Origin of the sequence: Paraburkholderia fungorum (assembly GCF_900099835.1) — a bacterium.
Classification (GTDB): Bacteria; Pseudomonadota; Gammaproteobacteria; order Burkholderiales; family Burkholderiaceae; genus Paraburkholderia; species Paraburkholderia fungorum_A.
On the sequence record NZ_FNKP01000001.1, the window covers coordinates 2,985,614 to 3,008,428 of the forward strand.

The window sequence follows — 22,815 nt, forward strand, 5'->3', positions numbered from 1 at the left end:
TCAGCCTCGCAGCACGCGGTATAGCGGCGCGAGCACCCATTCGGCGATGGTGCGTCGCTCGATCACGATGCTTGCCGTCGCGGCCATGCCGGGCAGGATGTCGAAGTGTTGCCGCTCGAAAGTGAATTTGTCGCCGCTCAACGTGGCCCACGCCATGTAGTCGCCGTCTGCGCTACGCGGCTCCGACGCGCCTGCCGGCGACATCGCCGATTGCACGGTCGTGCGCGAAATCGAATCGATTCGAGCCTCATAGCTGCCGAATTTCCCATAGGGGAACGCGTCGAACTTGAGCCGCACGATCTGCCCTTCGCGGACGAACCCGCGCCGCCGCGACGGAATGCGCAACGCCGCGCGCAGCACGCCCTTCTCGCCGGTGGAAATGACGAGGGCGACGTCTTGCGACGCGAGCGTGCGGCCCTGAACCAGCGCGGAATAAGTCACGATGCCGCCTTTCGGCGCGGAGATGGTCGCGTCCTGGCGAGTCTGTTCGAAGCGCATGCGAATGTCCTGCAACTCGCGGGCGTGGCGCGCGTCCAGTTCGTTGAGCTGGGCGCCCAAGCCGGTTTGCGTGCCGATCGCTGCGCCGAGATCCGCGCTGAGCTGTTGACGCCGCGCGGCGGTTTGCGCGAGCGCGACTTTCGCCTGATGGGTGTCGGCACTCGCCTGCTCGATACGGTCGGCGGTGACGTAGTCGGAGACCGACTCGAGCCGCTCGAGTTTCCGCGCTGCTTCGTCGGATAACTGGCGGCTTTGCGAAAGCTGCTCGTCGAGCGCGCCAATTTCCGCGCGCCGGCTTTGCAACGCAAGCCGTGCCGCATCCCGTTGCGCGGCGAGGTCCGCTTTACGCTGGCTGTATTGCGCTTCGCTCGTACGAAGCTGCTCGTCCCGGTCGTGTTCGTCGAAAGCGCGGCGTTGCAGACCGTTGCTCGCCAGCGAGAGATCGCGCTCGAGACGGAACAGCGGCGCCCCTTGCGCGACGCGCGACGCGCGATTCACGTAAATGTCCGACACGAGTCCCGTCAGTCCTTGGATCTTGATTTCGGCCGGCGACACAATTTCCGCGCGCACGTCCTGCTTCAATTCGACTTCGTGAAAAAAAGCGAACACGATGGCGACGGCCACGATCGACGATGTCCCGTACGCGATCCAGCGCCACGAGACATCCCTGAATTGGGGAAGATTGATTGGTTCCATAGCGTCGTTGCTGCCGGGTGCCAGCCAGCACGGTGTTGGGTCTACTCGGGACCCGCATGCTGGACGGCTGTTTTGCCGGGCGAATTGATGGCTAGCGCGTCGGCGAGAACGAGTACATCGACGGATGTCCGGCGACGAGCCAGTCCGAATAGTTGTCGGCCACGGCTGCCTCGATACATCGGGCGAGTTGCTGCGGCGCGCCCGGCTCGGCTAGAGAAAACGGTTCGAACATTTCTGCGCTGAAGCGGCCGTTTCTGAAACGCAGATAGAACGGCAGCAGAACCGCGTTGAATGACGTGCCCAGGCGAAACACGCCGTTGTGAATACGCGCGTCGCGTCCGAATATCGACACGCCCACTGTTTCCATCGGAAAACGGTACAACGTGAACGGCGGCACGTCGGCAAACAGCACCGCGACGCCATTGCGCCTCAACGTGCGGGCCATACGCAAGCCGAGTCCGTTGCGGTCGTCGTCGCCATAGGTGTAGAGCACGGTGACGCCGGGGATGAGCGACGCGTCGTCGCCGTACATGTCGCGCGGCACGCCGGATACCACCGCAATCGACTCAAGGCCCAGTGCGGCCCGCAGATCGTCGACAACGTAGATGTTCGCGTATTGCGACACGTAATGAAAAGGCGACACGATGACGGGACGGCCGGGATGCTCAGCCTGAAATTGGCGGATTCTTTTTGCCAGCGCGGCAGACACGTTCTGGAGATCAGGCCAGTTCTCACGACCGCGGGACAGCCGCCCGTAATAAATCCGCTGGTCGATCAGAGCTTCACGCAAACTGCCGGATGCGACACGGCTAGTGTTGAGCGACGCCAATCCCAGCACCTCGCGGCCGATCTCGCAACGCGCGAGGCCGTTCCAGCGCGCGTTTGCGCTAAAGAGGCTGCGAATTTTCCAGACGACAGCGGCAAATGGTTCTATTGCCGAAGACGGCATACGAGCGATCAGTTCGCCCCTGATCTTGTGCGCTACATACACAACACTGCTGCGCAGTGAACTCAGCATGGCTGACGCGGAGGCCCACGACCCCATGTTTCACTCCAACTTGATATGCATGCCGGGAAGTCCCCGGGGAGGTTCTTCCCGGCACGCTGACAATTACGCCTTGACCAAAACTGTCACCTTCACCGGCGTTGCAGCGACCGTCGCCGTCTTGTTAGCCGTCTTGCAGCAGCCACCAGCGATTGCCGACTTAGCCAGTTCGTTGCGATTGATCTTTTGCATTTTATTACCTTTGTTGAATAACGTGATTAATAGCCACTCGGTAAAAATCTTTACGTTGTGAGCGAACGGATCATAGCATTTCGAATAATCTAAAAATCGGTCTTTGCGTAATTTTACAGTTCTATCTTATATAATAAATACGCCCTCATGGTTTCGTCATAGTGCGTGGTTATTTACTATATTTTTCAAAACCTACGGCTTTTAAAGCCCTTACAGGCATGGCTTAAGCAGAATTTTTCGCCTACATCACCTTTCAACCATTTCGATATGGGAAATTACTCAAATCAACACGATCTATAATCCCATCACAAAAATATCAAATAGAATCTTCCGAAATGAAAACGGAAAATTCACAAAATCAATTAATAAAATCCACGAGACGCCCAGGAAATATAAATAACGTCAAAACCAGAAAATCACACACCAACTTAACCCGTTACCGGCACCATATCGAAATCATCCCGTGGTTCGGAATATTCCGCCTTCGCCGCCCGTTTATTCGTCGCATGCAGCCCGCGAGTCCCTCGCCCGCTACCTATACTCAGATCACACGTTGCCAACCCAGGAGACTGCATCATGCGCAAGAGGACCCTTTTCGCCGCGTCAGCCGCGGCGCTCGTGCTGGCCGTTCTGCAACAAAGCTCGTTCGCCGAAGCCCCGAAAGTGAACAACGGCCGCTTCGTCAATGCGGACGGCATGACCCTCTATACGTTCGACAAGGACGTCACGCCCGGCGTCAGCGCGTGCACCGGCGGCTGCATGAGCAACTGGCCGGCGGCAACGGCGACCTCGACCGACAAGCCGTCAGGCGACTGGTCGCTGCTTCCGCGTGCCGACGGCGCGCAGCAATGGGCGTACAAGGGCCATCCGCTGTATCGCTACGCAGCGGACAAGCAGGCAGGAGATGCAAAGGGAGACGGCTTCAAGGACGTTTGGCACATCGCCAAACCCTGAGCGTGAGCCGACAGAACGTCGACCGGGAAACGGCAGCGGCACAAGACACAGCGGCCGCAAAAACAACAGCGCCGGCAACTTGCCGGCGCTGTTGTTTGAGAAAACCGAGAAAACTTATTCGTCTTTAGGACACTGCAGGTTACAGCCGTTCGGATCGCCGTTATCGCCGCGCTTGCGCATGGCCGATTTCTTATCCGACTGATACTTGTCTGAAGGCGCCGACGCGGCAAACGGCATCTGCGGATGTTCGGCGAGACGGAACTGGTCGTTCAGGATGCCGCCCGGCACGCCGGGCGAATTCTGTGCAAAACCAACCGAAGCGGTGCCGAGAAGCACACCAGCCGTCGCAACGGCGGCACAAGCGTGTAGAAGAACTTTCATATCGTTTCGCGCTGTGGGCGCGCGGTTAAGGCGGGAACGGAAGCGTAAAGAGTATCCGAAACCGGCGTCCCGCGCAGCGATGCAGGCAATTTTATGTTTACAACCTCTTACGCCGACGCCTCGCCGAGACCGGTTTCAACATCCACGAGCCGGCCGCAATCCTGCGGGTCGTAGCCCTCGAGCAGCGCGACATTGCCGCGAAATGCATTGCTGCGCAGCAAGCCGATCACCGTCGACAACGGCACGCGTTCAAGATTCGCGCGGTCGCACGCAAAGTAATAGTCCTCGTCGACGATCGGCATGAACTCCAGCCCGAAATGATGCGCGGCGGGTTCCACGCCGAAACCCACGTCCGCCATGCCGCTCGCGACGAACGCCGCAATCGCCGAGTGCGTGAGTTCGGTCGACGCGTAACCGTTGACCCGATCCGGGTCGACGCCGACCTGACGCAGCGCGAGATCGAGCAGCATTCGCGTGCCGGAGCCCGGCTGACGATTGACGAAGCGAATGTCGTCGCGCGCGAGGTCGCTCAGGCCGCCGATCCGCTTCGGATTGTTCTTGCCGAGGAAGAGCCCCTGCTTGCGTCGCGTGAGATGCACGAGCACGTGACGCTGCGGATCGAGCCAGCGCCGGTAAGTGTCGGCGCACGCGGCGCGGAATTCGCCGAGCGGCAGATGAAAGCCCGCCAGATCGCATTCGCCGCGAGCCAGCGCGCTCACGGCGTCGGCGCTGTCGCGGTATTTGATGTCGACCGGCAGATCGTTCGCGACCAGCGCCGTGACCAGCGCGGCCACCGCATAACCATGCGACGCGTGGATGCGCACGTCGTCGGCGGGAGGCGCTAGCCAGCGATTCAGGTCGCTCGCTACTTCGCTCGCCAGCGCCTGCATGTTGGCATCGAGCCGCTCGCCGCACAGACGCTGGGCGCGCAGCACGGCCTGCCCGAGTTCGGAGAGCACCGAGCCGCGCCCGCGCTCTTTCGCGATCAGCGGGCCGCCCAGCCGTTCTTCGATGCTGCGCAGCAAACCCCATGCATGCCGGTAGGACAAACCCTTAAGCTGCGCCGCCTGCGCGATGCTGCCGGACTCGTCCACTAACGCGAGTAACGGCACCACGTCCGACAGGCTGGCCTCGCGGCCATCTACGCCCTTCACCACCAGTTGAACCTGACACTCGATCCGTACCATATATGTGCAATCCGTTCCTATTGCATCGGCGGATTACCCCGCCTATCTTTCAGCAATAGCTGATCAAACAACAGAAGCATAAGTGCACACATTATGAATAACAAGTGCATATATGACTTTGGAGGAGCCCCCCTTTGGACGATTTCCACGCCATCGCGCCGGATCAGGTCGTGCAGCGTCACGCGCAGCCAGGTGTGTCCCTGCTGACGGTGTTGCACGCGATTCAGGACGAACTCGGCTACGTGCCGCCCGCCACCGTTGCGCCACTCGCGCGTGCGATGAACCTGTCGCGCGCGGAAGTGCACGGCGTCATCACCTACTACCACCACTTCCGTACCGAACCCGCCGCGCCCGTCACCGTGCAGTTGTGCCGCGCGGAAGCGTGCCGCAGCATGGGCACCGAAGCGCTTGCCCAGCATATCGAGGCGCACACCGGTTGCCGCTTCGACGCTGAACATCGGCAGGGAGCGACGGTGGAACTGGAATCGGTGTATTGCCTCGGTCAATGCGCGCTGTCGCCCGCGTTGACGATCAACGGCACGTTGCACGCCCGGGTGTCGCCGGAGAAATTCGATGCGATCTTCGCCGCCGCCAGCAAGTGTGCGGAGGTGACGGCATGACGCGCATCTACGTTCCCCGTGATTCGGCGGCGCTGGCGCTGGGTGCCGACGCGCTGGCGCAGGCCATCGAAGCGGAAGCCGCGCGGCGCGGCGTCGATATCGAACTGGTTCGCAACGGTTCGCGCGGGCTGATGTGGCTCGAACCGCTCGTCGAAGTAGCGACCGCCGAAGGCCGCATCGGTTACGCCAACGTCGAGGCAAGCGATGTGACCGCGTTGTTCGACGCAGGTTTCACGAGCGGCGGCGAGCATCCGCGCTGCGTCGGCGTGGTCGACGAGATTGCGTATCTGAAGAAGCAGCAGCGGCTGACGTTCGCGCGCATCGGCATCACCGACCCTCTTTCCATCGACGACTACGTCGCCCATGGCGGCCTCGAAGGCCTGCGCCGCGCGCTGCAAACCGACGGCGACGCCGCCTGCGAGGCGCTGATCGAATCGGGCTTGCGCGGACGCGGCGGCGCGGCCTTCCCCGCCGGCATCAAATGGCGCACGGTGCGAGGCGCGCAAGCCGCGCAGAAGTACATCGTCTGCAATGCGGACGAAGGCGATTCCGGCACCTTCTCCGATCGCCTCGTGATGGAAAGCGATCCGTACATGCTGATCGAAGGGATGCTGATCGCGGGCGTCGTGACCGGCGCGACGGTCGGCTACATCTACGTGCGCAGCGAGTATCCGCATTCGATCGCGACGCTCGAAGCCGCGATCGACAATGCACGCGCCGCCGGCTGGCTCGGCGACAGCGTGCTCGGATCGGACGCACACCGCTTCGACCTGTTCGTCGCGAAAGGCGCGGGCGCGTACGTATGCGGCGAGGAAACGGCGCTGCTCGAATCGCTCGAAGGCAAGCGCGGCATCGTCCGCGCGAAGCCGCCGGTGCCCGCGCTCGTCGGCCTGCACGGACAACCGACCGTGATCAACAACGTCATCACGCTCGCCACCGTACCGATCATCTTCGCGCGCGGCGCGGCGTTCTACAAAGACTTCGGCATGGGACGCTCGCGCGGCACGCTGCCGTTCCAGCTCGCAGGCAACGTGAAGCAAGGCGGTCTCGTGGAACTCGCGTTCGGCGTGACCTTGCGCGAATTGCTTAACGACTTCGGCGACGGCACCGCAAGCGGCCGGCCGGTGCGCGCAGTGCAGGTGGGCGGTCCGCTCGGCACGTACCTGCCGGAAAGCCAGTGGGATATTCCGATGGACTACGAGGCCTACGCGGCAGTCGGCGCGGTGATCGGTCACGGCGGCCTCGTCGTGCACGACGACACGTCGAATCTCGCCGAACTCGCGCAATACGCGATGCACTTCTGCGCGCTCGAATCATGCGGCAAGTGCACGCCGTGCCGGATCGGCTCGACACGCGGCGTCGAAGTGATCGCGCGGATTCGCAACGGCGACACGTCCACGCGACAGGTGCAGTTGCTGCGCGATCTGTGCGACACGATGGTGTCCGGCTCGCTGTGCGCGATGGGCGGCATGACGCCGTTCCCGGTGCTGTCCGCGCTCGATCATTTCCCCGAAGACTTCGGTCTTGCCGATGCCGGCGCGAATGCGAACGCGTCCAACCGCGTCGATCATCACGCGCCCAAAGCGGCCTGACCAGGAGACCACCATGTCCGACGCGATCAACTCATCAACTGGCAATGGCGCTGGCGGCTGCGGCTCAGGCAATTGCGCGTGCAAATCACAGGCAATGGCGCAACAGCGTGCGCCGCGTTCGTTCTTCGACGACACCGACTACGGCACGCCCGCACGCCACGCCGACCTCGACGTCACGCTGGAAATCGACGGTCAGTCCGTCACCGTTGCGGCAGGCACCTCGGTCATGCGCGCGGCCGTCGAAGCCGGTGTGAACGTACCCAAACTCTGCGCGACCGATTCGCTCGAACCGTTCGGCTCGTGCCGTCTGTGTCTGGTCGAAATCGAAGGCAAGCGCGGCTATCCGGCTTCGTGCACGACGCCGGTCGAAGCGGGCATGAAAGTCCGCACGCAAACGGACCGGCTGCAATCGCTGCGCCGTAACGTGATGGAGCTGTACATCTCCGACCATCCGCTCGACTGCCTCACCTGCCCCGCCAACGGCGACTGCGAATTGCAGGACATGGCGGGCGTCACCGGCCTGCGCGAAGTGCGCTACGGTTTCGACGGCGCGAATCATCTGAAGGACAAAAAGGACGTGTCGAATCCGTACTTCACGTACGACCCGTCGAAATGCATCGTCTGCAATCGCTGCGTGCGCGCGTGCGAGGAAACGCAGGGCACCTTCGCGCTGACCATCGCCGGACGCGGTTTCGAATCGCGCGTGGCGGCCAGCGAAAACCAGCCGTTCATGGAATCGGAATGCGTGTCGTGCGGCGCGTGCGTCGCCGCGTGCCCGACCGCGACCTTGCAGGAGAAGTCAGTCATCAAGCTCGGTCAGGCCGAGCATTCGGTGGTCACGACTTGCGCGTATTGCGGCGTCGGCTGCTCGTTCAAGGCGGAGATGAAAGGCAACCAGGTCGTGCGGATGGTGCCGCATAAAAACGGCCAGGCCAACGAAGGCCACGCGTGCGTGAAAGGCCGCTTTGCATGGGGCTACGCGACGCACAAGGACCGCATCACGAAGCCGATGATCCGCGCGAAGATCACCGACCCATGGCGCGAAGTCAGCTGGGAAGAAGCGCTCACTTATGCGGCCTCCGAGTTCCGCAGAATCCAGGCGAAGCACGGCCGCGATTCGATCGGCGGCATTACGTCGTCGCGTTGCACGAATGAAGAAACGTATCTTGTGCAGAAGCTCGTGCGCGCCGCGTTCGGCAACAACAACGTCGACACCTGTGCGCGCGTATGCCATTCGCCGACCGGCTACGGCCTGAAGGCCACGCTCGGCGAATCGGCGGGCACGCAGACCTTCGCTTCGGTCGACAAGGCCGACGTCATCATGGTGATCGGCGCGAATCCGACCGATGGCCATCCGGTGTTCGGCTCGCGTCTGAAGCGCCGCGTGCGTGACGGCGCGAAGCTGATCGTCGTCGATCCGCGCAGAATCGATATCGTCGATACGCCTCATGTGAAGGCGTCGCATCATCTGCAATTGCGGCCCGGCACCAATGTCGCGATCGTCAACGCGCTCGCGCACGTGATCGTCACCGAAGGGCTGCTGAACGAAGCGTTCGTCGCCGGGCGCTGCGAGACACGCGCGTTCGAGCAATGGCGCGATTTCGTCGCACTGCCCGAGAATGCGCCGGAATCCACCGAACCGCTGACCGGCGTGCCGGCCCAGCACGTGCGCGAAGCCGCGCGCATTTACGCGACCGGTGGCAATGCGGCGATCTACTACGGCCTCGGCGTCACCGAACACGCGCAAGGCTCGACCATGGTGATGGGCATCGCGAATCTCGCGATGGCGACCGGCAACATCGGCCGCGAAGGGGTCGGCGTGAATCCGTTGCGCGGTCAGAACAACGTGCAGGGTTCGTGCGACATGGGCTCGTTCCCGCACGAACTGCCCGGCTACCGGCATATCAGCGATACGGTCACGCGCTCGCTGTTCGAAGAAGCGTGGAATGTCACGCTGCAGCCGGAACCCGGCCTGCGTATTCCGAACATGTTCGACGCCGCCGTGCATGGCTCCTTCAAGGGTCTCTATTGCCAGGGCGAAGACATCGTTCAGTCGGACCCGAATACGCATCATGTGTCGGCGGCGTTGTCGTCGATGGAATGCATCGTCGTGCAGGATATTTTCCTGAACGAAACCGCCAAGTACGCGCACGTTCTGCTGCCCGGTTCGTCGTTCCTCGAAAAGGACGGCACGTTCACCAACGCGGAGCGCCGCATTTCGCGCGTTCGCAAAGTCATGCCGCCGGTACCCGGCTACGCCGACTGGGAAGTCACCGTCATGCTCTCGCGCGCACTCGGCTATGAGATGGACTACACGCATCCGTCGCAGATCATGGACGAGATCGCGCGTCTCACGCCGACCTTCCACGGCGTGTCGTATCGCAGGCTGGATGAACTCGGCAGCATTCAATGGCCGTGCAACGAGAATGCGCCGGACGGCACGCCGACCATGCACATCGACACCTTCGTACGCGGCAAGGGCAAGTTCGTGATTACGAAGTTCATCGCGACGCCGGAAAAGGTCACGCGTAAATTCCCGCTGCTGCTGACCACCGGCCGCATCCTGTCGCAATACAACGTGGGGGCGCAAACGCGCCGGACCGAGAACTCTCGCTGGCACGACGAGGACCGGCTGGAACTGCATCCGCACGATGCCGAGGAGCGCGGCATCAAGACCGACGACTGGGTCGGCATCGAATCGCGCGCGGGACAAACCGTGCTGCGCGCGAAAGTGACTGAGCGGATGCAGCCGGGCGTGGTCTATACGACGTTCCACTTCCCCGAATCGGGCGCGAACGTGATCACCACCGACAGCTCCGACTGGGCGACCAATTGCCCCGAATACAAGGTGACCGCCGTGCAGGTGATGCCGGTCGAACAGCCGTCGCAATGGCAGAAAGACTATTCGCGCTTCAACAGCGAGCAACTCGATCTGCTGAAGCAGCGCGAGTTGACCAACGCCGGTTCGGGCAAGTGAGATAGCGCATGGACAATCAGAATCTGATCGACATGGCGAACCGGATCGGCGATTTCTTCGATTCGATGCCGGATCGCGACGAAGCGCTGGCGGGCGTGGCCGATCACATCCGCCGCTTCTGGGAGCCGCGCATGCGGCGAGCGTTGCTGACGTCGCTGGATCAACCGGACGGGAACGACGTGGCGATGTCGGCGTTCGTCAGGGAAGCGCTCGTCAAACATCGGGACCAGTTGATGCCCGCCGCGCCCTCGCCGGCCTGAACAGCCGCACAGCACGCGTCAGGCGGCTTCTTTAAAGCGCCGCCTGCTCCGGTATCTCGCCGCCCACCGCGAACCACGCCTCGACATGCCGCAACAAGCCGTGCAGATCGGAACCGGTGCGCCCGCGCGCGCTGATATAGCCGTCCGGGCGCACGAGGTAGAACGACGGCCGCGTGCGTCCATACGACTCCGACAGCGCTGGACCGCCGTCGCCGGTCGTATCGGTGATGCGCCAGATCCGCACCGCGCCCGGCAACAATCGCTCGACTTCGGCGGTGAGCCGCTCCAGTTCCGGGTCCGATGGAGGCGCATGTTTGGCGGCTGGATCCAGTGGCGTGTCGTCTACCGGCAACGGTGGCACCAGCAGAAACAGCGAGAAAAACGCCGGATCGTGCAGATCGAAAATGCAGCCGACACCCGGCGCGCGCCCGAGCGGGCCGTCGACGACATGCACCAGCGCATCCGGCGCGCGTTCGCCCGCGCGCGGGCCGCCGTCGAGCACCCGTTCGAGCGTCAGCGGACTGCGCCGGTACTGAATCGACAACTCGCTGATCGTCGCACGCGCCGCGTCCCGCAGTGGCCCTAGCGCGGCGAGCACCGGCATCACGCGCTCGCGCAGCAGCTTAAGCGGACCGTGATCGGCCTCGGCCATCTGCGTGATGAAACCGGTTTGCCGCAACACGTCGCGCTCGATCGGATGCCGCTCCATGTGATACGTGTCGAGCAGCCGGTCCGGCGCCGCGCCGTTCAGCACGCGCGCGAGCTTCCAGCCGAGATTGAACGCTTCCTGAATGCCGGTGTTCATCCCTTGCGCGCCGGCCGGGCTGTGCACATGCGCGGCATCGCCGGCGAGGAAAATGCGGCCGACCCGCAGCTTGTCGACCATCCGGCTATTCAGATGAAAATACGACGACCACGCGAGGTCCGATACATCGACCCGCTCCCGCACGCGCCGGGCGATCAACGCCTTGCATTGTTCGAGCGACGGCGGCGGCACCTGATCGAGCGGCGGCTCGCCGAGCACAGCAGGCGTCGGCGGCGCGGCCACGGCGGCGGGTTCGGTCGCCTGATCCGCGATCAGACGATGCCGGCCGTGCCCCATCGGAAACAGCGCCACCAGACCTTCGCCCGACGCGAAGATATGGAATTCGTCTTCGGGCCAGTCGGTTTCGGCGTGCAGATCGGCGAGCAGGAAAGTCTGCTCGAACGTCTTACCCTCGAAGCTCAAGCCCAGCCGGTGGCGAATCGAGCTATGCGCGCCGTCGGCGGCGATCATGTAGGACGGGCGCACGGTCTCGGTATGGCCGTCCGCGCGACGCAGCGTCGCCTGAATGCTCGCCGCGCCCTGCGAGAACATGGTCAGTTCGACGCCCCGCTCGATGGTCACGCCGTACGTGGCGAGATGCTCGGTGAGCAGACGCTCGGTCACCGACTGATCGAGAAACAGCAGATACGGATAGCGCGTGTGCAGCGGATCGAAGTCGAGTTGCGCGAGCCGCATGCCGTTCGAAAACAGATTGGCGATACGCGCGCGATGACCGAGTTCGAGAAACGGTTCGATCAGCCGGTGCTGTTCGAGCAGTTCGAGCGTCCGCGCCTGGATGCCGATGGCGCGCGAGTACGGGTTCGGTTGCGGCGCCTTGTCGATCAGGCGAACGGGGATGTGGGCGCGCGCAAGGCTCATCGCAGCGGCAAGTCCGGTTGGACCGGCCCCGACGATCAGCACTGGCGACGCATCGGTTGCAGCAGCGTCCATGCGGAACTCCGGCAGACAACAGTGCGCTCTAGTGTACGCCGCTGAATTTGGGGTCAAAGGTGCGCTGCATCATTGGCGCGGTTTTGCGGCCGCCAGCGCCCTCTCCCGCCAAGCCGATTTCGGGCGCACTCCGCCGAGTGTGGGAAAATGCGGCCTCTGCCTCACCGAAATGCCATCCCCCCGTCATGCAACAAGTTTTTGACCGCGCTTACGCGGCGCATCGTGACGGCCGCCTCGACGACGCCGAACGCGACTATCGCGCGACGCTCGACGGCAATCCCTCGCACGTCGATGCGTTGCATCTGCTGGGCGTTCTGCGCCACCAGCAGGGCCAGCACGCCGAAGCCGCCGCCCTCGTGCGGCGCGCGGTGAACCTGCGCCCGGAGGATGCCGCGCTGCAACTGAATCTGGGCAACGCGCTGAAGGCGCTGGGTCAGATCGACGACGCCATCGAACAGTTTCGCAATGCGCTGACGCTCGCGCCGTCGTTCCCGATGGCGCATTACAACCTGGGCAATGCTTACGCGTCGGTGGGACGTCACGAAGACGCCGCCGACTCGTTCGAGAAATCGCTGCGTCTGCAACCGAACGATGCGTCGTCGCACAACAACCTGGGCAACGCGCTGCACGCGCTCGGGCGTCACGAGCAGGCTATCGCGTCGTTCCAGCGCGCGCTCGAACTACGCCCCGGGCACGCGGGCGCGTTGAACAACATGGGGATGTCGCTGAACGCGCTGGGGCGCGCCAGCGAGGCGATTCCATGCTTCCAGGAGGCGCTGGCCGCCGAGCCGCGCTTCGTCGCTGCGCACTTCAATCTCGCCAATACCTTCGACGCCACCGGCCGTCATGCGGAAGCGGTTGCTGCGTTCGAGCGCTCGCTCGCGTTGCAGCCCAATCTGCCGCCCGCGATCTTCGGGATGGGCAACGCGCTTGCGTCGCTGGGGCGTCACGCGCAGGCGCTGCCGTATCTGGAGCGCGCGGTCGGGCTCGATCCGCAGTTCGCGCTCGCGTGGTTGAGTCTGGGCACCGCGCACCAGGCGCTGGGCGCGCATGCGCCCGCCGTGCGCGCCTTCGATCAGGCGTTGCGGCTGCGCCCCGATCTCGCGTCGGCGCACATGAACCGCGCGCTCGCCTGGCTCGCGCAGGGAAATTTCGCGCGCGGGCTGCCAGGATACGAATGGCGTTTGCAGGCGATGGCGCAGCCGGTCATCCAGACCTTGCCGCGCTGGCATGGCGAGCCGATCGAGCAACGCACGCTGCTGATCCACGCCGAGCAAGGTTTCGGCGACACGCTGCAGTTCGTGCGCTTCGTGCCGCTGGCCGCGCAGCGCGCCGCGCGCGTCGTGCTCGAAGTGCAGCCGCCATTGCTGCCGTTGCTGGCGCCCGCCGCGCAGGCGTGGCGCGTTACGCTGATTGCACAGGGTTCGCCGCGTCCGGCTGCGGATCTGCAATGCCCACTGCTGAGCTTGCCGCTTGCGCTCGGCACGACGTTCGACACGATTCCGTCGCGCACGCCCTATCTCAGCGTGCCCCCCGCTTATGGCCGCAAATGGCGCGGCTCGCTCGGCGGTCAGGCCAAGCGGAAGATCGGTATTGCGTGGTCGGGACGCGTACAGCAAAACGAAACCCGCTCGATGCCGCTCGCCGAACTCGATCCGCTGTTCGCGCTCGACGGCATCGACTGGATCGTGCTGCAACCCGCGCTGAGCGCCGACGAGCGCGCGGCTCTGGACGCGCATCCGCGCACGGCGTCGATTCACCGGTTCGATACGCGTATCGGCGACTTCGCCGATACCGCCGCGATCATCGAACGGCTCGACGCGGTCGTGTCGATCGATACGTCGATCGCTCATCTCGCCGGTGCCATGCGCAAGCCGCTGTGGTTGATGCTGCCGTTCGCCGCCGACTGGCGCTGGTTCGACGGCGACGCGCGGAGCCCGTGGTATCCGGGCGCGGCGCTGGTGCGGCAACCACGTCCGGGTGCATGGAGCGAGGTCGTGAATGCGGTGGCGAAGCAACTGCGCGAAAGCTGATCCAGGCTCATGCCAACCCAAACAAAAAACCCCGCGTTCTCACGAACTCGGGGTTTTTCTTTATCTGGACAGCCGCCCGAGCCGGGCGGCCAATGCCAGCCGCTACGCCGCCCGATACTGGTTGCGCGCTTCCGGCGTGCGATACAGCACCAGCGTCGCGATCAGCCCGCAGATCGCCGCCACGCCGAGGAACAGGCCAGGCGCCGCCTTGTTATTCGTGACGTGGATCAGCAAGGTTGCGATTGCCGGCGTGAAGCCGCCGATCGTCGTCGCCAGGCTATACGCCAGCGAGAAACCAGCGGTACGCACTTCGACCGGCATCACTTCGGTCAGCGCCACGACCATCGCGCCGTTATAGCTGCCGTACAGGAACGACAGCCACAACTGAACCGCCAGCAGACGCGCGAACGACGGCTCGCCGACCAGCCATTGCAGCGCCGGATACGCGGTGAGAATGGTGAGGATCGTGAACGTCAGCAACACCGGACGGCGGCCGATCCGATCCGACAGCGCGCCCGCGAGCGGCAACCAGACCAGGTTCGACAAGCCGACGCAGACCGTCACGACGAGCGTATCGATCGACGACAGCTTCAGCACTTCCTTGCCGAAGGTCGGCGTGTACGCGGTGATCATGTAGAACGACACCGTGGTCATGATCACCATGCCCATGCCGCCCAGCACGACGCCCCAGTTCGCGGCCATCGACTTCATGATCTCGCCCATGCTCGGACGATGCTTGCGCGCCTTGAACTCCTCGGTTTCCTGCAGCGAACGACGGATCAGGAACAGGAACGGCACGATCAGGCAGCCGATCAGGAACGGCACGCGCCAGCCCCAGGCGAACATCTGCTCGGCGGGCAACAGCTTGTTGAGCATCACGCCGATCAGTGCGGCGAACACCACCGCGACCTGCTGGCTACCCGACTGCCACGAGCAATAGAAGCCCTTGTTGCCCTTGGTCGCGATCTCCGACAGATACACGGACACGCCGCCGAGTTCGACGCCCGCCGAGAAGCCTTGCAGCAGCCGCCCGAACAGCACCAGAACCGGCGCGAGTATGCCGATGGTCGCGTAACCTGGAATTGCCGCGACCGTCAGCGTGCCGAGCGCCATCAGGCCGAGCGTGAGGATCAGGCCTTTGCGACGGCCGTGATGGTCGATATACGCGCCGAGAATGATCGCGCCGAGCGGGCGCATCAGGAAGCCCGCGCCGAACACGGACAGCGACAGCATCAGCGAGGCAAATTCATTGCCGCTCGGGAAGTAGGTCTTGGCAATCGCCGACGCGTAGTAGCCGTAGACCATGAAATCGTACATCTCAAGAAAGTTGCCGCTGACCACGCGGAAAACTGTCTTGACCTTGGATTCTTCCGATGCGGAAGTGGCGTGTGACGCAGTAGACATGACTTTCTCTGATAAGCCCGCCGCCAGGTGAGCGGTGGCGTCGGGCAGTTGAAACGAACCGTTGCATGTGGCAAGCGGGACCGGCTGTCGGACTCAAAAAGTAACGCGCCGGGGGCGCTGCATTTTCATGCCTCGTGGATCAGTACGGAATCAGGGTAAACGTTGTAAATCGCGCCGTGTTCACACCATCTAATGTTGGCGTTGATGATGTTGCCGCGAAATGCATACAGAAAGCTTACGGACAATATCCGCAGGCGGCGCGGTAGACTTTGCGGCCTGGCACTTCCGTTGATCGATCTCCCGATGCGAACCACCTCCGTCCCCACCCTTTCATTGCGACCCGCGACCCTCGACGACGCCGCGCTGATCGCGTCGATCCACAGCACCAGCTGGCAGGCCACCTATCGCGGCCTGTTGCCCGACGCGTTTCTCGACGGTGAAGTCACGCGCGACCGTGCCGCGTATTGGGAAGCACGGCTCGGCGCGCCGGGTGGCGAACGCCGTATCGTGCTGATCGCCGAGCTTGGCGGCACGGCTGTCGGCTTCATGTGCGTCGAACGACAACCGGAATCGGCATGGGGCGTGCTGCTCGATAACCTGCATGCGTTGCCGGGATATCAGGGCATCGGCGCAGGCAAGCTGTTGATGCGCGCCGCCGAGGATTGGGCGCGCGCTCAAGGCGAGACGCAGTTGTATCTGTACGTGCTCGAAGGCAACACGCCCGCCATCGGTTTCTATGAACGGCAGGGCTGGCAGTTTGCGGGCGCCGAACCGGACCGGATGGGCGGCGTGGATATCACCGCGTTGCGTTACGTGTATCGGCTGGATTGCTAGACAACGACGCGTGCGGTCGATTGCCGGGCGCCGAACAGCGGCGCATTGCGCATGATCGGCCCTTTCCCTCGCCTCTTTTCAGAGCTGTCTGATCAATATAGGGGCAGCGCCCCGGCATCATCTTCCGCACTCGATGGCTTCGCCGTATAGCGTTCACGGAACTTGCAACGGGAGTCGAGCGCGGCACTTGTTTGCGTCCGGCCCGCCGTGTTTCCTTCAGGTTCCATAAGCCGCGCACAGAACGCGTTTCACCCGTACCGCCCCGAGGCCCGAGTCCCACGCAGACCCCGCAACCGCCAGCCGGCGGCCCTACTACGAGGCGCTGGAAGAGACCATGTCCACCATTCCGCTTACCCTGATCGAAGGTGCCGTCGCCATGCCGCGCGTGCGCCCGCTTCGCCATGTCCCGACGTCGTTCGGCCGCGACTGGGCATTGCTTCCACCGCCGCGCAACTGGAGAGCGGAACTCAAGGCGCTCTATGCCGCCGTCCTGCATACGTTCTGCCTCACCGATCAGGCCATTCTCTCGCTCTGCAAATGGGTGCCGCTGGATACGCGGCGTGCGGCGGCGGGTCTGGCGTCTTCGGCGTCTGCCCTCAAGCGTGCAACCGTGGATGCAGCCGCCCGCGAGCCGACCGCTCGCGTGGTCGACGAGGGTGTGATTCAGTCCACGACGATCGAAGCGCCGGTGTATCGCCAGCCGAATGGCCGCTCGGTTCGCCTGGGTGCGGTAGCGGGCGGCGCGTGCGCGATTGGCGGCGTGGCGGTGCTTGCGTGGGTGGCGTTCGGTCATCCGCAGCAGCGCTATCCGGCCAGCAGTGTTAAGTCTGCCGATGTGGCGATCGTCAGTCCGGGATCGGAGCCGACGAAACATCGGGCGACCGAAGCGGCAGCGACTACCGGGCCGCATGTCGGCGACGCGAGCGCGAAGGTTCGTAGCACCACGGTGGCTCGTGTGGAGGCGAAGCCTGTCGTTCCGCCAGCTTCAATTGCAGCGCCGGCTTCGGCATCCAGAGACGTTTCCCGCGACGACGCGATCGCGCGTCGCAACAGCAGTACATCTACATTCGGCGGAAAGTCGCTTAGCCTGCGCGAAAACGCACGCCACGGCATCGAACGAAAAGTCCGCGTCACTACAACGCGTCATGACCGATCACGCAGCGCCGTGCCGCAAATCGCGTCGCGCAAATCGCCAGCACCGTCGGCCGCGGGCGACTATTCGCCGCTCATGCCAGCAGACCTCGGTATCGACGAATACGAGTCGGTGACGATGTCCGCGGCAACTCATCTCCGCCCTATCGCGCAGCGCTCACGGATTGCAACGTCCGCCGATCTCACAGACCCGGGCGGTACGAGATGGTCGGGACGTATGTCTCAGCGTCGCGTGACGGATATCCCCGAGCAGTTCTCGAAATAAGCCCGCTCATACGCGCCGCCGCAAAAAGGTCGCGGCATAAAAAAACCCGGTCACAGAAACCGGGTTTTTTGCGTTCATGCCGTCACTTCTGGATCGGCAATCCGGATTCGGTCTGCCGCTGCAACTGCGAGACTTCGCTTTGCACCTGTCGCAATTGCGCCTGCGCCTTCGCCTTTTCCGCGCTCAGCACAGCCGCTTCGCCTTGCGTCTGACGCTGGTAATCATCGACCTTGGCCTGCTGCGCGCGCGCCACGTTCAGATCGGCCTGCAAGCGTTTTGCGCGATCCTCAGACAACGCGATCACGTCCTGGATGTACGCCTTCTGCGCCTGCAACTGCGTGCGACGAATCTCGATATCTGCAAGTTGCACCGTCTGCTTCGCAAAGCCGGAGTAAATGGCCTCGGCCCTCTCGGCATCGCCGGTCTTGATCACCCGCCAGAAATGTTTGTCCTGAAATAACGCGACGTAGTACGCCATATCATCCGGATAGAAAAACAGACTCGCGCCGTAGCTGCCGTTGTACGTGGTGCGCAGTTCGCTCAGCTTTTCGTCGTGAATCATCCGCATGAGCTCGGCGACGTTGCCTTGCGCATCGGCGGCCGCGTCGGGAGTGCTCGCCGTCGCGTTGGACAAAGCCGTGGTGGCCGCGTCAGGCTGCGGCGTTAGCGCGCTCATGGCCGGGCGCGTGCCGGCGAGCGGCGCGGTCTCGTCGGTTTGCATCGCCAGCACGAGACCGGCGTGTTGCAACAATGCGCACGAGGTCGCAAGCAACGCGGCGCGCCGCACGATTGAGGGATACGTCATACGTCCTTGCTCCAGGCTGATTCCAAAACAGCCGGCGATTATCGCGCGGATCGGCCGTTAAGCGAAGCACTCAGATACGGCCTGGATCAGGCTCAAATCAAGATAAACGGGCGCCGGATCATTCCGTGTAAATGCATGGCCTATCGCGAAATAAATTGGCTCGGATGCGGCCAAAATAACGCGATCCGCCCTAGTGCGGACGAATCCACCCACCACGTAGATTCGCGTGAATGCGGCTCTCAGCGAGTCCGCAATATCGGGATGTCGGGCGCTTGCGAAAATTCTTTGCTGGCTATCGCGCTTTCGGGAATCAGACCGGAAAAAACCAAGCTTTAGTCAGGCATCAACCTGACTAAAGCTTTATCCGCGCGAGGGAAGGTGCAAGGTAGAAATGCAAGCGCGGCCCGAGTCCGAGGCCGCGCCTAAAAAATCACCGCGTTAAAAACGCGTTTCGCGCGCGACTCGCAGGAACGTGTCGAGCAGCGGCGTGCAATCGAGCAATTCCGGGCCGCCCGCGCGATGAAATTCGGGATGCCACTGCACGCCCATCACGAAAGGTGCGCGCCGGTAACGCACGGCTTCGATGATGCCGTCCGATGCCGATACAGCCTCGATATTGAGATCGCGGCCCAGCGTCTTGACCGCCTGATGGTGGATCGAGTTGACGATCGCGTCGCGGCGGCCCGGGAACATGTTGACCAGCGTCGAGCCGTCCGGGAAATGGATTCCATGACGATGCTGATCGTAGTTCTCATTGACGTGCGCGCCCGCTGTCGGCACATCGGTGGCGATGTCCTGATACAGCGTGCCGCCGAATGCAACGTTGATCAGCTGACATCCACGGCACACGCCCAGCACCGGCTTGCCCGACTCGATGAACTCATGCAGCAGTTCGAGTTCGTACATGTCGCGCACGCGGTCGCCCGGCCATTCGTGGCTGGTCGCCGCTTCGGCATACGACTGCGGCGACACGTCGGCGCCACCTTGCAGCAGCAGTCCGTCGAGATGCTTTGCATAGTCGCGCAAACGGATGTTGCTCGGATGCAGCATGCCCTGATGACCGACCGTCGGGATCATGAACACGAGCACGTCGCGCGACATCACCCAATGTGCGATCGACTCTTCCAGGTACTGCAGTGTCTTGCCGCGCAAACCCTTCGCGCCGGGTTCCGGGTGGAAGATCCGCGCCGACACGCCGATGCGCAACGTGCGCTGCGTGATCCGCTGACCGGCGCGATCGAACAGCTGCCGCGCGCGCGCCGCGATGATTCGTCCGAACACGGTCCACGCCGAATCGTTCTGCTTCAGATAGCGCGGCGGCGACGGCGGCAACGCGTTGGGCGGCGGCGGATTGGTCGCGGTGAAATCGGGGGCCGCGCCGAATCCGCGCGGCGGTGCGCCAGCGGGACGCGACGCAGGCGCTGCGTCGGCTTCCGTCGCGGCAACGTCTTCGGCCTCGATGGTGGTGGTCAGTTCGCCGGCAATCGGGTCGCTGCTGGCAAGGGTCGGCGCAACGGGCGGGACGGTTTTCGTCGCTGCGGCGGGTTCGGCATTCGTCGACGTGACGGGTTCGGAATGACCGCGGCCATGCCGTGCGTCACGTTCATGAACCGCCGCCTCCTGCTTCGCCGTGGACGCCGCAGCCGAGCTACGCGCTTCGGCGGCATCACGTTGACGGGCGCTTTGCGGGTCGGTTGGCGTGACAGCGGACGCGCTATCGGGATCGTCGGTCGACGACCTCACAGCCGCCTCCTCCGCCGCTTCCGACGGAGTTGATGCGAGATGCGCATTGGCCGATGCGTCGTCTGGTAACGAGGTGGAGCGCGCCGTGCCCGTCGCCGGCGCAACCGGCGATGCAGGCGAAGCTGAAGCCGTGGCGCCCTCACCCGCCGATTTTGCGGCGATGTCTTTCATCGGCGACTGGATCGCATCTTCATGTGACGGAGGTAGCGAAGCCGCCGGTTCGACCGGCGTGGTGCCTGGCGTCGGCACGCCGGGAGCGGCGCTGGAGGGAACGCCGGCATTGGCACCGGACGGCGCAGGCGACGATGGGCTGCCGGGCGTACCGGCGTTTTCAGGTTTGTTTTCGCTCATGACAGTCAGACAGGCGCCTTCCACGCGAACGAATGAATATGCCCTGATTATCCGCCAGCCCCGCTAGCCCGGCAAACCCGCACACAATTGCTCACATTGTTGGCCCTGGCGTGGGGAACTCGCTTTTTTGCGGCGGCGGGCGCGGCGAAGCGGGATCCGCCAGAGATTGTCGGAACGAGCCAGACCGGGCCGCAACTCAAGGATCCGGCTGTTCGTTGAACGTGTCGCGCAACGCAATCTGCATCGACGCATGAATCTTCACACACCAGCGCCACACCAGCGCCAGCAGCAGCGCCGCGCAGATCAGCACCGCGGCGAGCAACCCGGTCGGCGGCAAAATGCTGCCCGACAGCGCCGCGACCAGCAGGAAGACGCCGACCATCGACACCACTGGCACCAGGTCAGAAATCGCGTAACGCAACGCACTCGTGAGACGCCCCGCCGTCGCCGGTTGCACGCTGACTTCGGCGAGCAGCAGCGCGAGGGACTTGGTCTTGCGATACACCGCGACCAGAAACGGCATCGACACCACCAGCGCCAGACTCCACAGCACCACGCGCTGCATCGGCTCGGAACTCAGCCAGCGCCCAAGAAACTTCGCCGAATAAGGCGCGCTATACGACACGATCAGAAAGATCGCAGCGACCAGAGCCAGATTGACCGCAATCTGCAGAATGATCCGCCGCGTCATGCTGAATAGCGTCGGTTCGTCGGTGCCGGTGCTCAGGCTGCGCAGCCATTGCCCGTACAGGCCGAACATGTTGGCGAGCATCGGCGGCACGGCGTGGCCGAGGCGGCGCGTCAGCGGATCGGCGGCGCGGATCAGATACGGCGTGCACAGCGTGGTCAGCGCCGACACGGCCACCGCGATCGGATACAGAAACGCGCTGGTCACCTTCAGCGTCAAGCCGAGCGACGCGATGATGAACGAGAACTCGCCGATCTGCGAAACGGTCATGCCGACCCGCATCGCGGTGCGCCCGTCCTTACCCGCCAGGAAGGTGCCGAGCCCGCACGAGATCAGCTTGCCGAAGATCACGGCCACCGTGATCACCGCGATCGGCCACGCATAGTCGAGCAGCACGGCAGGGTTCAGCATCAGGCCGATCGTCACGAAGAAGATCGCGGAAAACGCGTCGCGCAGCGGCGCGATCAGATGCTCGATGCGATGCAGATGGCGCGATTCGGCCATGATCGCGCCGATCAGAAACGCGCCGAGCGCAATGCTGTAGTCGAGCTTGACGACCAGCAGACAGAAGCCGAAGCAGAAGCCCAGCACCGACACCAGCAGCATCTCGTCGCTACGCGTGCGTGCCACGTAGTTCAGCACGCGCGGCACCACCAGAAGGCCGACCACCAGCGACACCGTCATGAACAGCAGCAGTTTGCCGAGCGTCACCATCGCGAGCCCGGCGCTCAGTTGCCCGGTCTGGGCGATGCCGGTGAGCAGCACCAGCATTGCAATCGCGAGAATGTCCTCGACGATCAGAATGCCGAACACGAGTTGCGCGAAGTTCTCGCGCTTGAGGCCCAGATCGGACAGCGCCTTGACGATGATGGTGGTCGACGAAATCGCCAGAATCGCGCCGAGGAACAGCGAATCCATCGAATTCCAGCCGAACGCGCGGCCGATCTCGTAGCCGATCCACAGCATCAGCACGATTTCGGAGAGCGCCGCGACGATTGCCGTCGCGCCGACCTGAAAGAGCTTGCGCAGACTGAATTCGAGGCCGAGCGAAAACATCAGGAATACGACGCCGAGTTCGCCGAGCGTCTGAATGGTCTGCTCGTCGTGGATCAGCTGGAACGGCGGCGTGTACGGACCGATGATCAACCCGGCGGCGATATAGCCCAGCACCACCGGCTGTTTCAGGCGATGGAACAGCACCGTGACGACGCCCGCGAGCGCCATCACGACCGCCAGATCCTGAATGAAACCGATGCCCTGATGCATAAACTGGCCCTTACAAAAAGTAATGTTGCGAAGGCGCAGTGTAACAAACGAAAAAGCCAGGCTTGATCCGCGTGAAGCCTTGAGGGCGTTGAATTTGGCCGTCTGAGTGTGGGGCC

At 63.4% G+C, this 22,815-nt stretch carries 18 protein-coding genes; 8 read left to right on the forward strand and 10 right to left on the reverse strand.

Annotated elements, in window-relative coordinates:
- From BLS41_RS13180 to BLS41_RS39955, 3 genes are all read right to left on the reverse strand, one after another.
- On the reverse strand, positions 1-1,194 hold the full coding sequence (locus tag BLS41_RS13180; RefSeq protein WP_074765121.1) for a beta-barrel domain-containing protein: 1,194 nt from the start codon (positions 1,192-1,194) through the stop codon (positions 1-3).
- A 91-nt stretch (positions 1,195-1,285) separates the two neighbouring features.
- Positions 1,286-2,212, reverse strand: a complete 927-nt coding sequence (locus BLS41_RS13185) for a lysophospholipid acyltransferase family protein (protein WP_143026259.1) — start codon at positions 2,210-2,212, stop codon at positions 1,286-1,288.
- 93 nt (positions 2,213-2,305) lie between these two features.
- The gene (locus BLS41_RS39955) at positions 2,306-2,431 is read right to left on the reverse strand and encodes a hypothetical protein (RefSeq protein ID WP_290439521.1); all 126 of its coding nucleotides are present in this window, start codon (positions 2,429-2,431) and stop codon (positions 2,306-2,308) included.
- A gap of 576 nt (positions 2,432-3,007) precedes the next feature.
- On the opposite strand from BLS41_RS39955, the gene BLS41_RS13190 reads away from it, so the two are divergent.
- Positions 3,008-3,385: a COG4315 family predicted lipoprotein gene (locus tag BLS41_RS13190; RefSeq protein ID WP_074765125.1), complete on the forward strand. Its 378-nt coding sequence runs from the start codon at positions 3,008-3,010 to the stop codon at positions 3,383-3,385.
- Between the two features lie 114 nt (positions 3,386-3,499).
- On the opposite strand, the gene BLS41_RS13195 is transcribed toward BLS41_RS13190, so the two are convergent.
- Positions 3,500-3,766 carry a hypothetical protein gene (locus tag BLS41_RS13195; RefSeq protein WP_074765127.1) on the reverse strand — a complete coding sequence of 89 codons (267 nt, stop codon included), beginning with the start codon at positions 3,764-3,766 and terminating at the stop codon, positions 3,500-3,502.
- Between the two features lie 107 nt (positions 3,767-3,873).
- Positions 3,874-4,953 carry a substrate-binding domain-containing protein gene (locus BLS41_RS13200; protein ID WP_074765129.1) on the reverse strand — a complete coding sequence of 360 codons (1,080 nt, stop codon included), beginning with the start codon at positions 4,951-4,953 and terminating at the stop codon, positions 3,874-3,876.
- A 134-nt stretch (positions 4,954-5,087) separates the two neighbouring features.
- Here BLS41_RS13200 and BLS41_RS13205 point away from each other — a divergent pair, with 134 nt between their 5' ends.
- Genes BLS41_RS13205 through BLS41_RS13220 form a run of 4 tightly spaced genes read left to right on the forward strand, consistent with a single transcriptional unit; the run spans position 5,088 to position 10,402 of the window.
- Positions 5,088-5,573 carry an NAD(P)H-dependent oxidoreductase subunit E gene (locus BLS41_RS13205; protein WP_074765131.1) on the forward strand — a complete coding sequence of 162 codons (486 nt, stop codon included), beginning with the start codon at positions 5,088-5,090 and terminating at the stop codon, positions 5,571-5,573.
- A complete protein-coding gene (locus BLS41_RS13210; protein ID WP_074765133.1) occupies positions 5,570-7,165 on the forward strand; it encodes a formate dehydrogenase beta subunit in 1,596 nt (531 codons plus the stop codon). Before BLS41_RS13205 ends, BLS41_RS13210 begins: the two co-directional genes overlap by 4 nt.
- A 13-nt stretch (positions 7,166-7,178) precedes the next feature.
- A complete protein-coding gene (gene fdhF, locus BLS41_RS13215; protein ID WP_074765135.1) occupies positions 7,179-10,142 on the forward strand; it encodes a formate dehydrogenase subunit alpha in 2,964 nt (987 codons plus the stop codon).
- 8 nt (positions 10,143-10,150) lie between these two features.
- Complete coding sequence (locus BLS41_RS13220) at positions 10,151-10,402, forward strand: formate dehydrogenase subunit delta (protein ID WP_074765137.1); 252 nt, start codon at positions 10,151-10,153, stop codon at positions 10,400-10,402.
- A gap of 31 nt (positions 10,403-10,433) precedes the next feature.
- On the opposite strand, the gene BLS41_RS13225 is transcribed toward BLS41_RS13220, so the two are convergent.
- Positions 10,434-12,158: an FAD-dependent monooxygenase gene (locus tag BLS41_RS13225; RefSeq protein WP_074765139.1), complete on the reverse strand. Its 1,725-nt coding sequence runs from the start codon at positions 12,156-12,158 to the stop codon at positions 10,434-10,436.
- 185 nt (positions 12,159-12,343) lie between these two features.
- Between BLS41_RS13225 and BLS41_RS13230 the strand changes: the two genes are divergently transcribed.
- Positions 12,344-14,191 (forward strand): tetratricopeptide repeat protein, encoded by a 1,848-nt coding sequence (locus BLS41_RS13230; protein ID WP_074765141.1) that lies wholly within the window; start codon positions 12,344-12,346, stop codon positions 14,189-14,191.
- A gap of 102 nt (positions 14,192-14,293) precedes the next feature.
- Here BLS41_RS13230 and BLS41_RS13235 read toward each other — a convergent pair whose 3' ends face one another.
- The gene (locus BLS41_RS13235; RefSeq protein WP_074765143.1) at positions 14,294-15,595 is read right to left on the reverse strand and encodes an MFS transporter; all 1,302 of its coding nucleotides are present in this window, start codon (positions 15,593-15,595) and stop codon (positions 14,294-14,296) included.
- Positions 15,596-15,898: 303 nt separating this feature from the next.
- Here BLS41_RS13235 and BLS41_RS13240 point away from each other — a divergent pair, with 303 nt between their 5' ends.
- Together BLS41_RS13240 and BLS41_RS13245 are read left to right on the forward strand one after the other, a co-directional pair.
- A complete protein-coding gene (locus BLS41_RS13240) occupies positions 15,899-16,429 on the forward strand; it encodes a GNAT family N-acetyltransferase (RefSeq protein WP_074766521.1) in 531 nt (176 codons plus the stop codon).
- A 334-nt stretch (positions 16,430-16,763) separates the two neighbouring features.
- Positions 16,764-17,846, forward strand: a complete 1,083-nt coding sequence (locus BLS41_RS13245) for a hypothetical protein (protein WP_074765145.1) — start codon at positions 16,764-16,766, stop codon at positions 17,844-17,846.
- 82 nt (positions 17,847-17,928) lie between these two features.
- Here BLS41_RS13245 and BLS41_RS13250 read toward each other — a convergent pair whose 3' ends face one another.
- The 3 genes from BLS41_RS13250 to BLS41_RS13260 form a co-directional block, all read right to left on the reverse strand.
- Positions 17,929-18,651 carry a DUF2968 domain-containing protein gene (locus BLS41_RS13250; protein WP_074765147.1) on the reverse strand — a complete coding sequence of 241 codons (723 nt, stop codon included), beginning with the start codon at positions 18,649-18,651 and terminating at the stop codon, positions 17,929-17,931.
- 438 nt (positions 18,652-19,089) lie between these two features.
- Positions 19,090-20,745, reverse strand: coding sequence for a gamma-glutamyl-gamma-aminobutyrate hydrolase family protein (locus BLS41_RS13255; RefSeq protein WP_074765149.1), 1,656 nt, complete (start codon positions 20,743-20,745; stop codon positions 19,090-19,092).
- Positions 20,746-20,941: 196 nt separating this feature from the next.
- Positions 20,942-22,699, reverse strand: a complete 1,758-nt coding sequence (locus BLS41_RS13260; protein ID WP_074765151.1) for a cation:proton antiporter — start codon at positions 22,697-22,699, stop codon at positions 20,942-20,944.
- Positions 22,700-22,815: the final 116 nt, after the last annotated feature.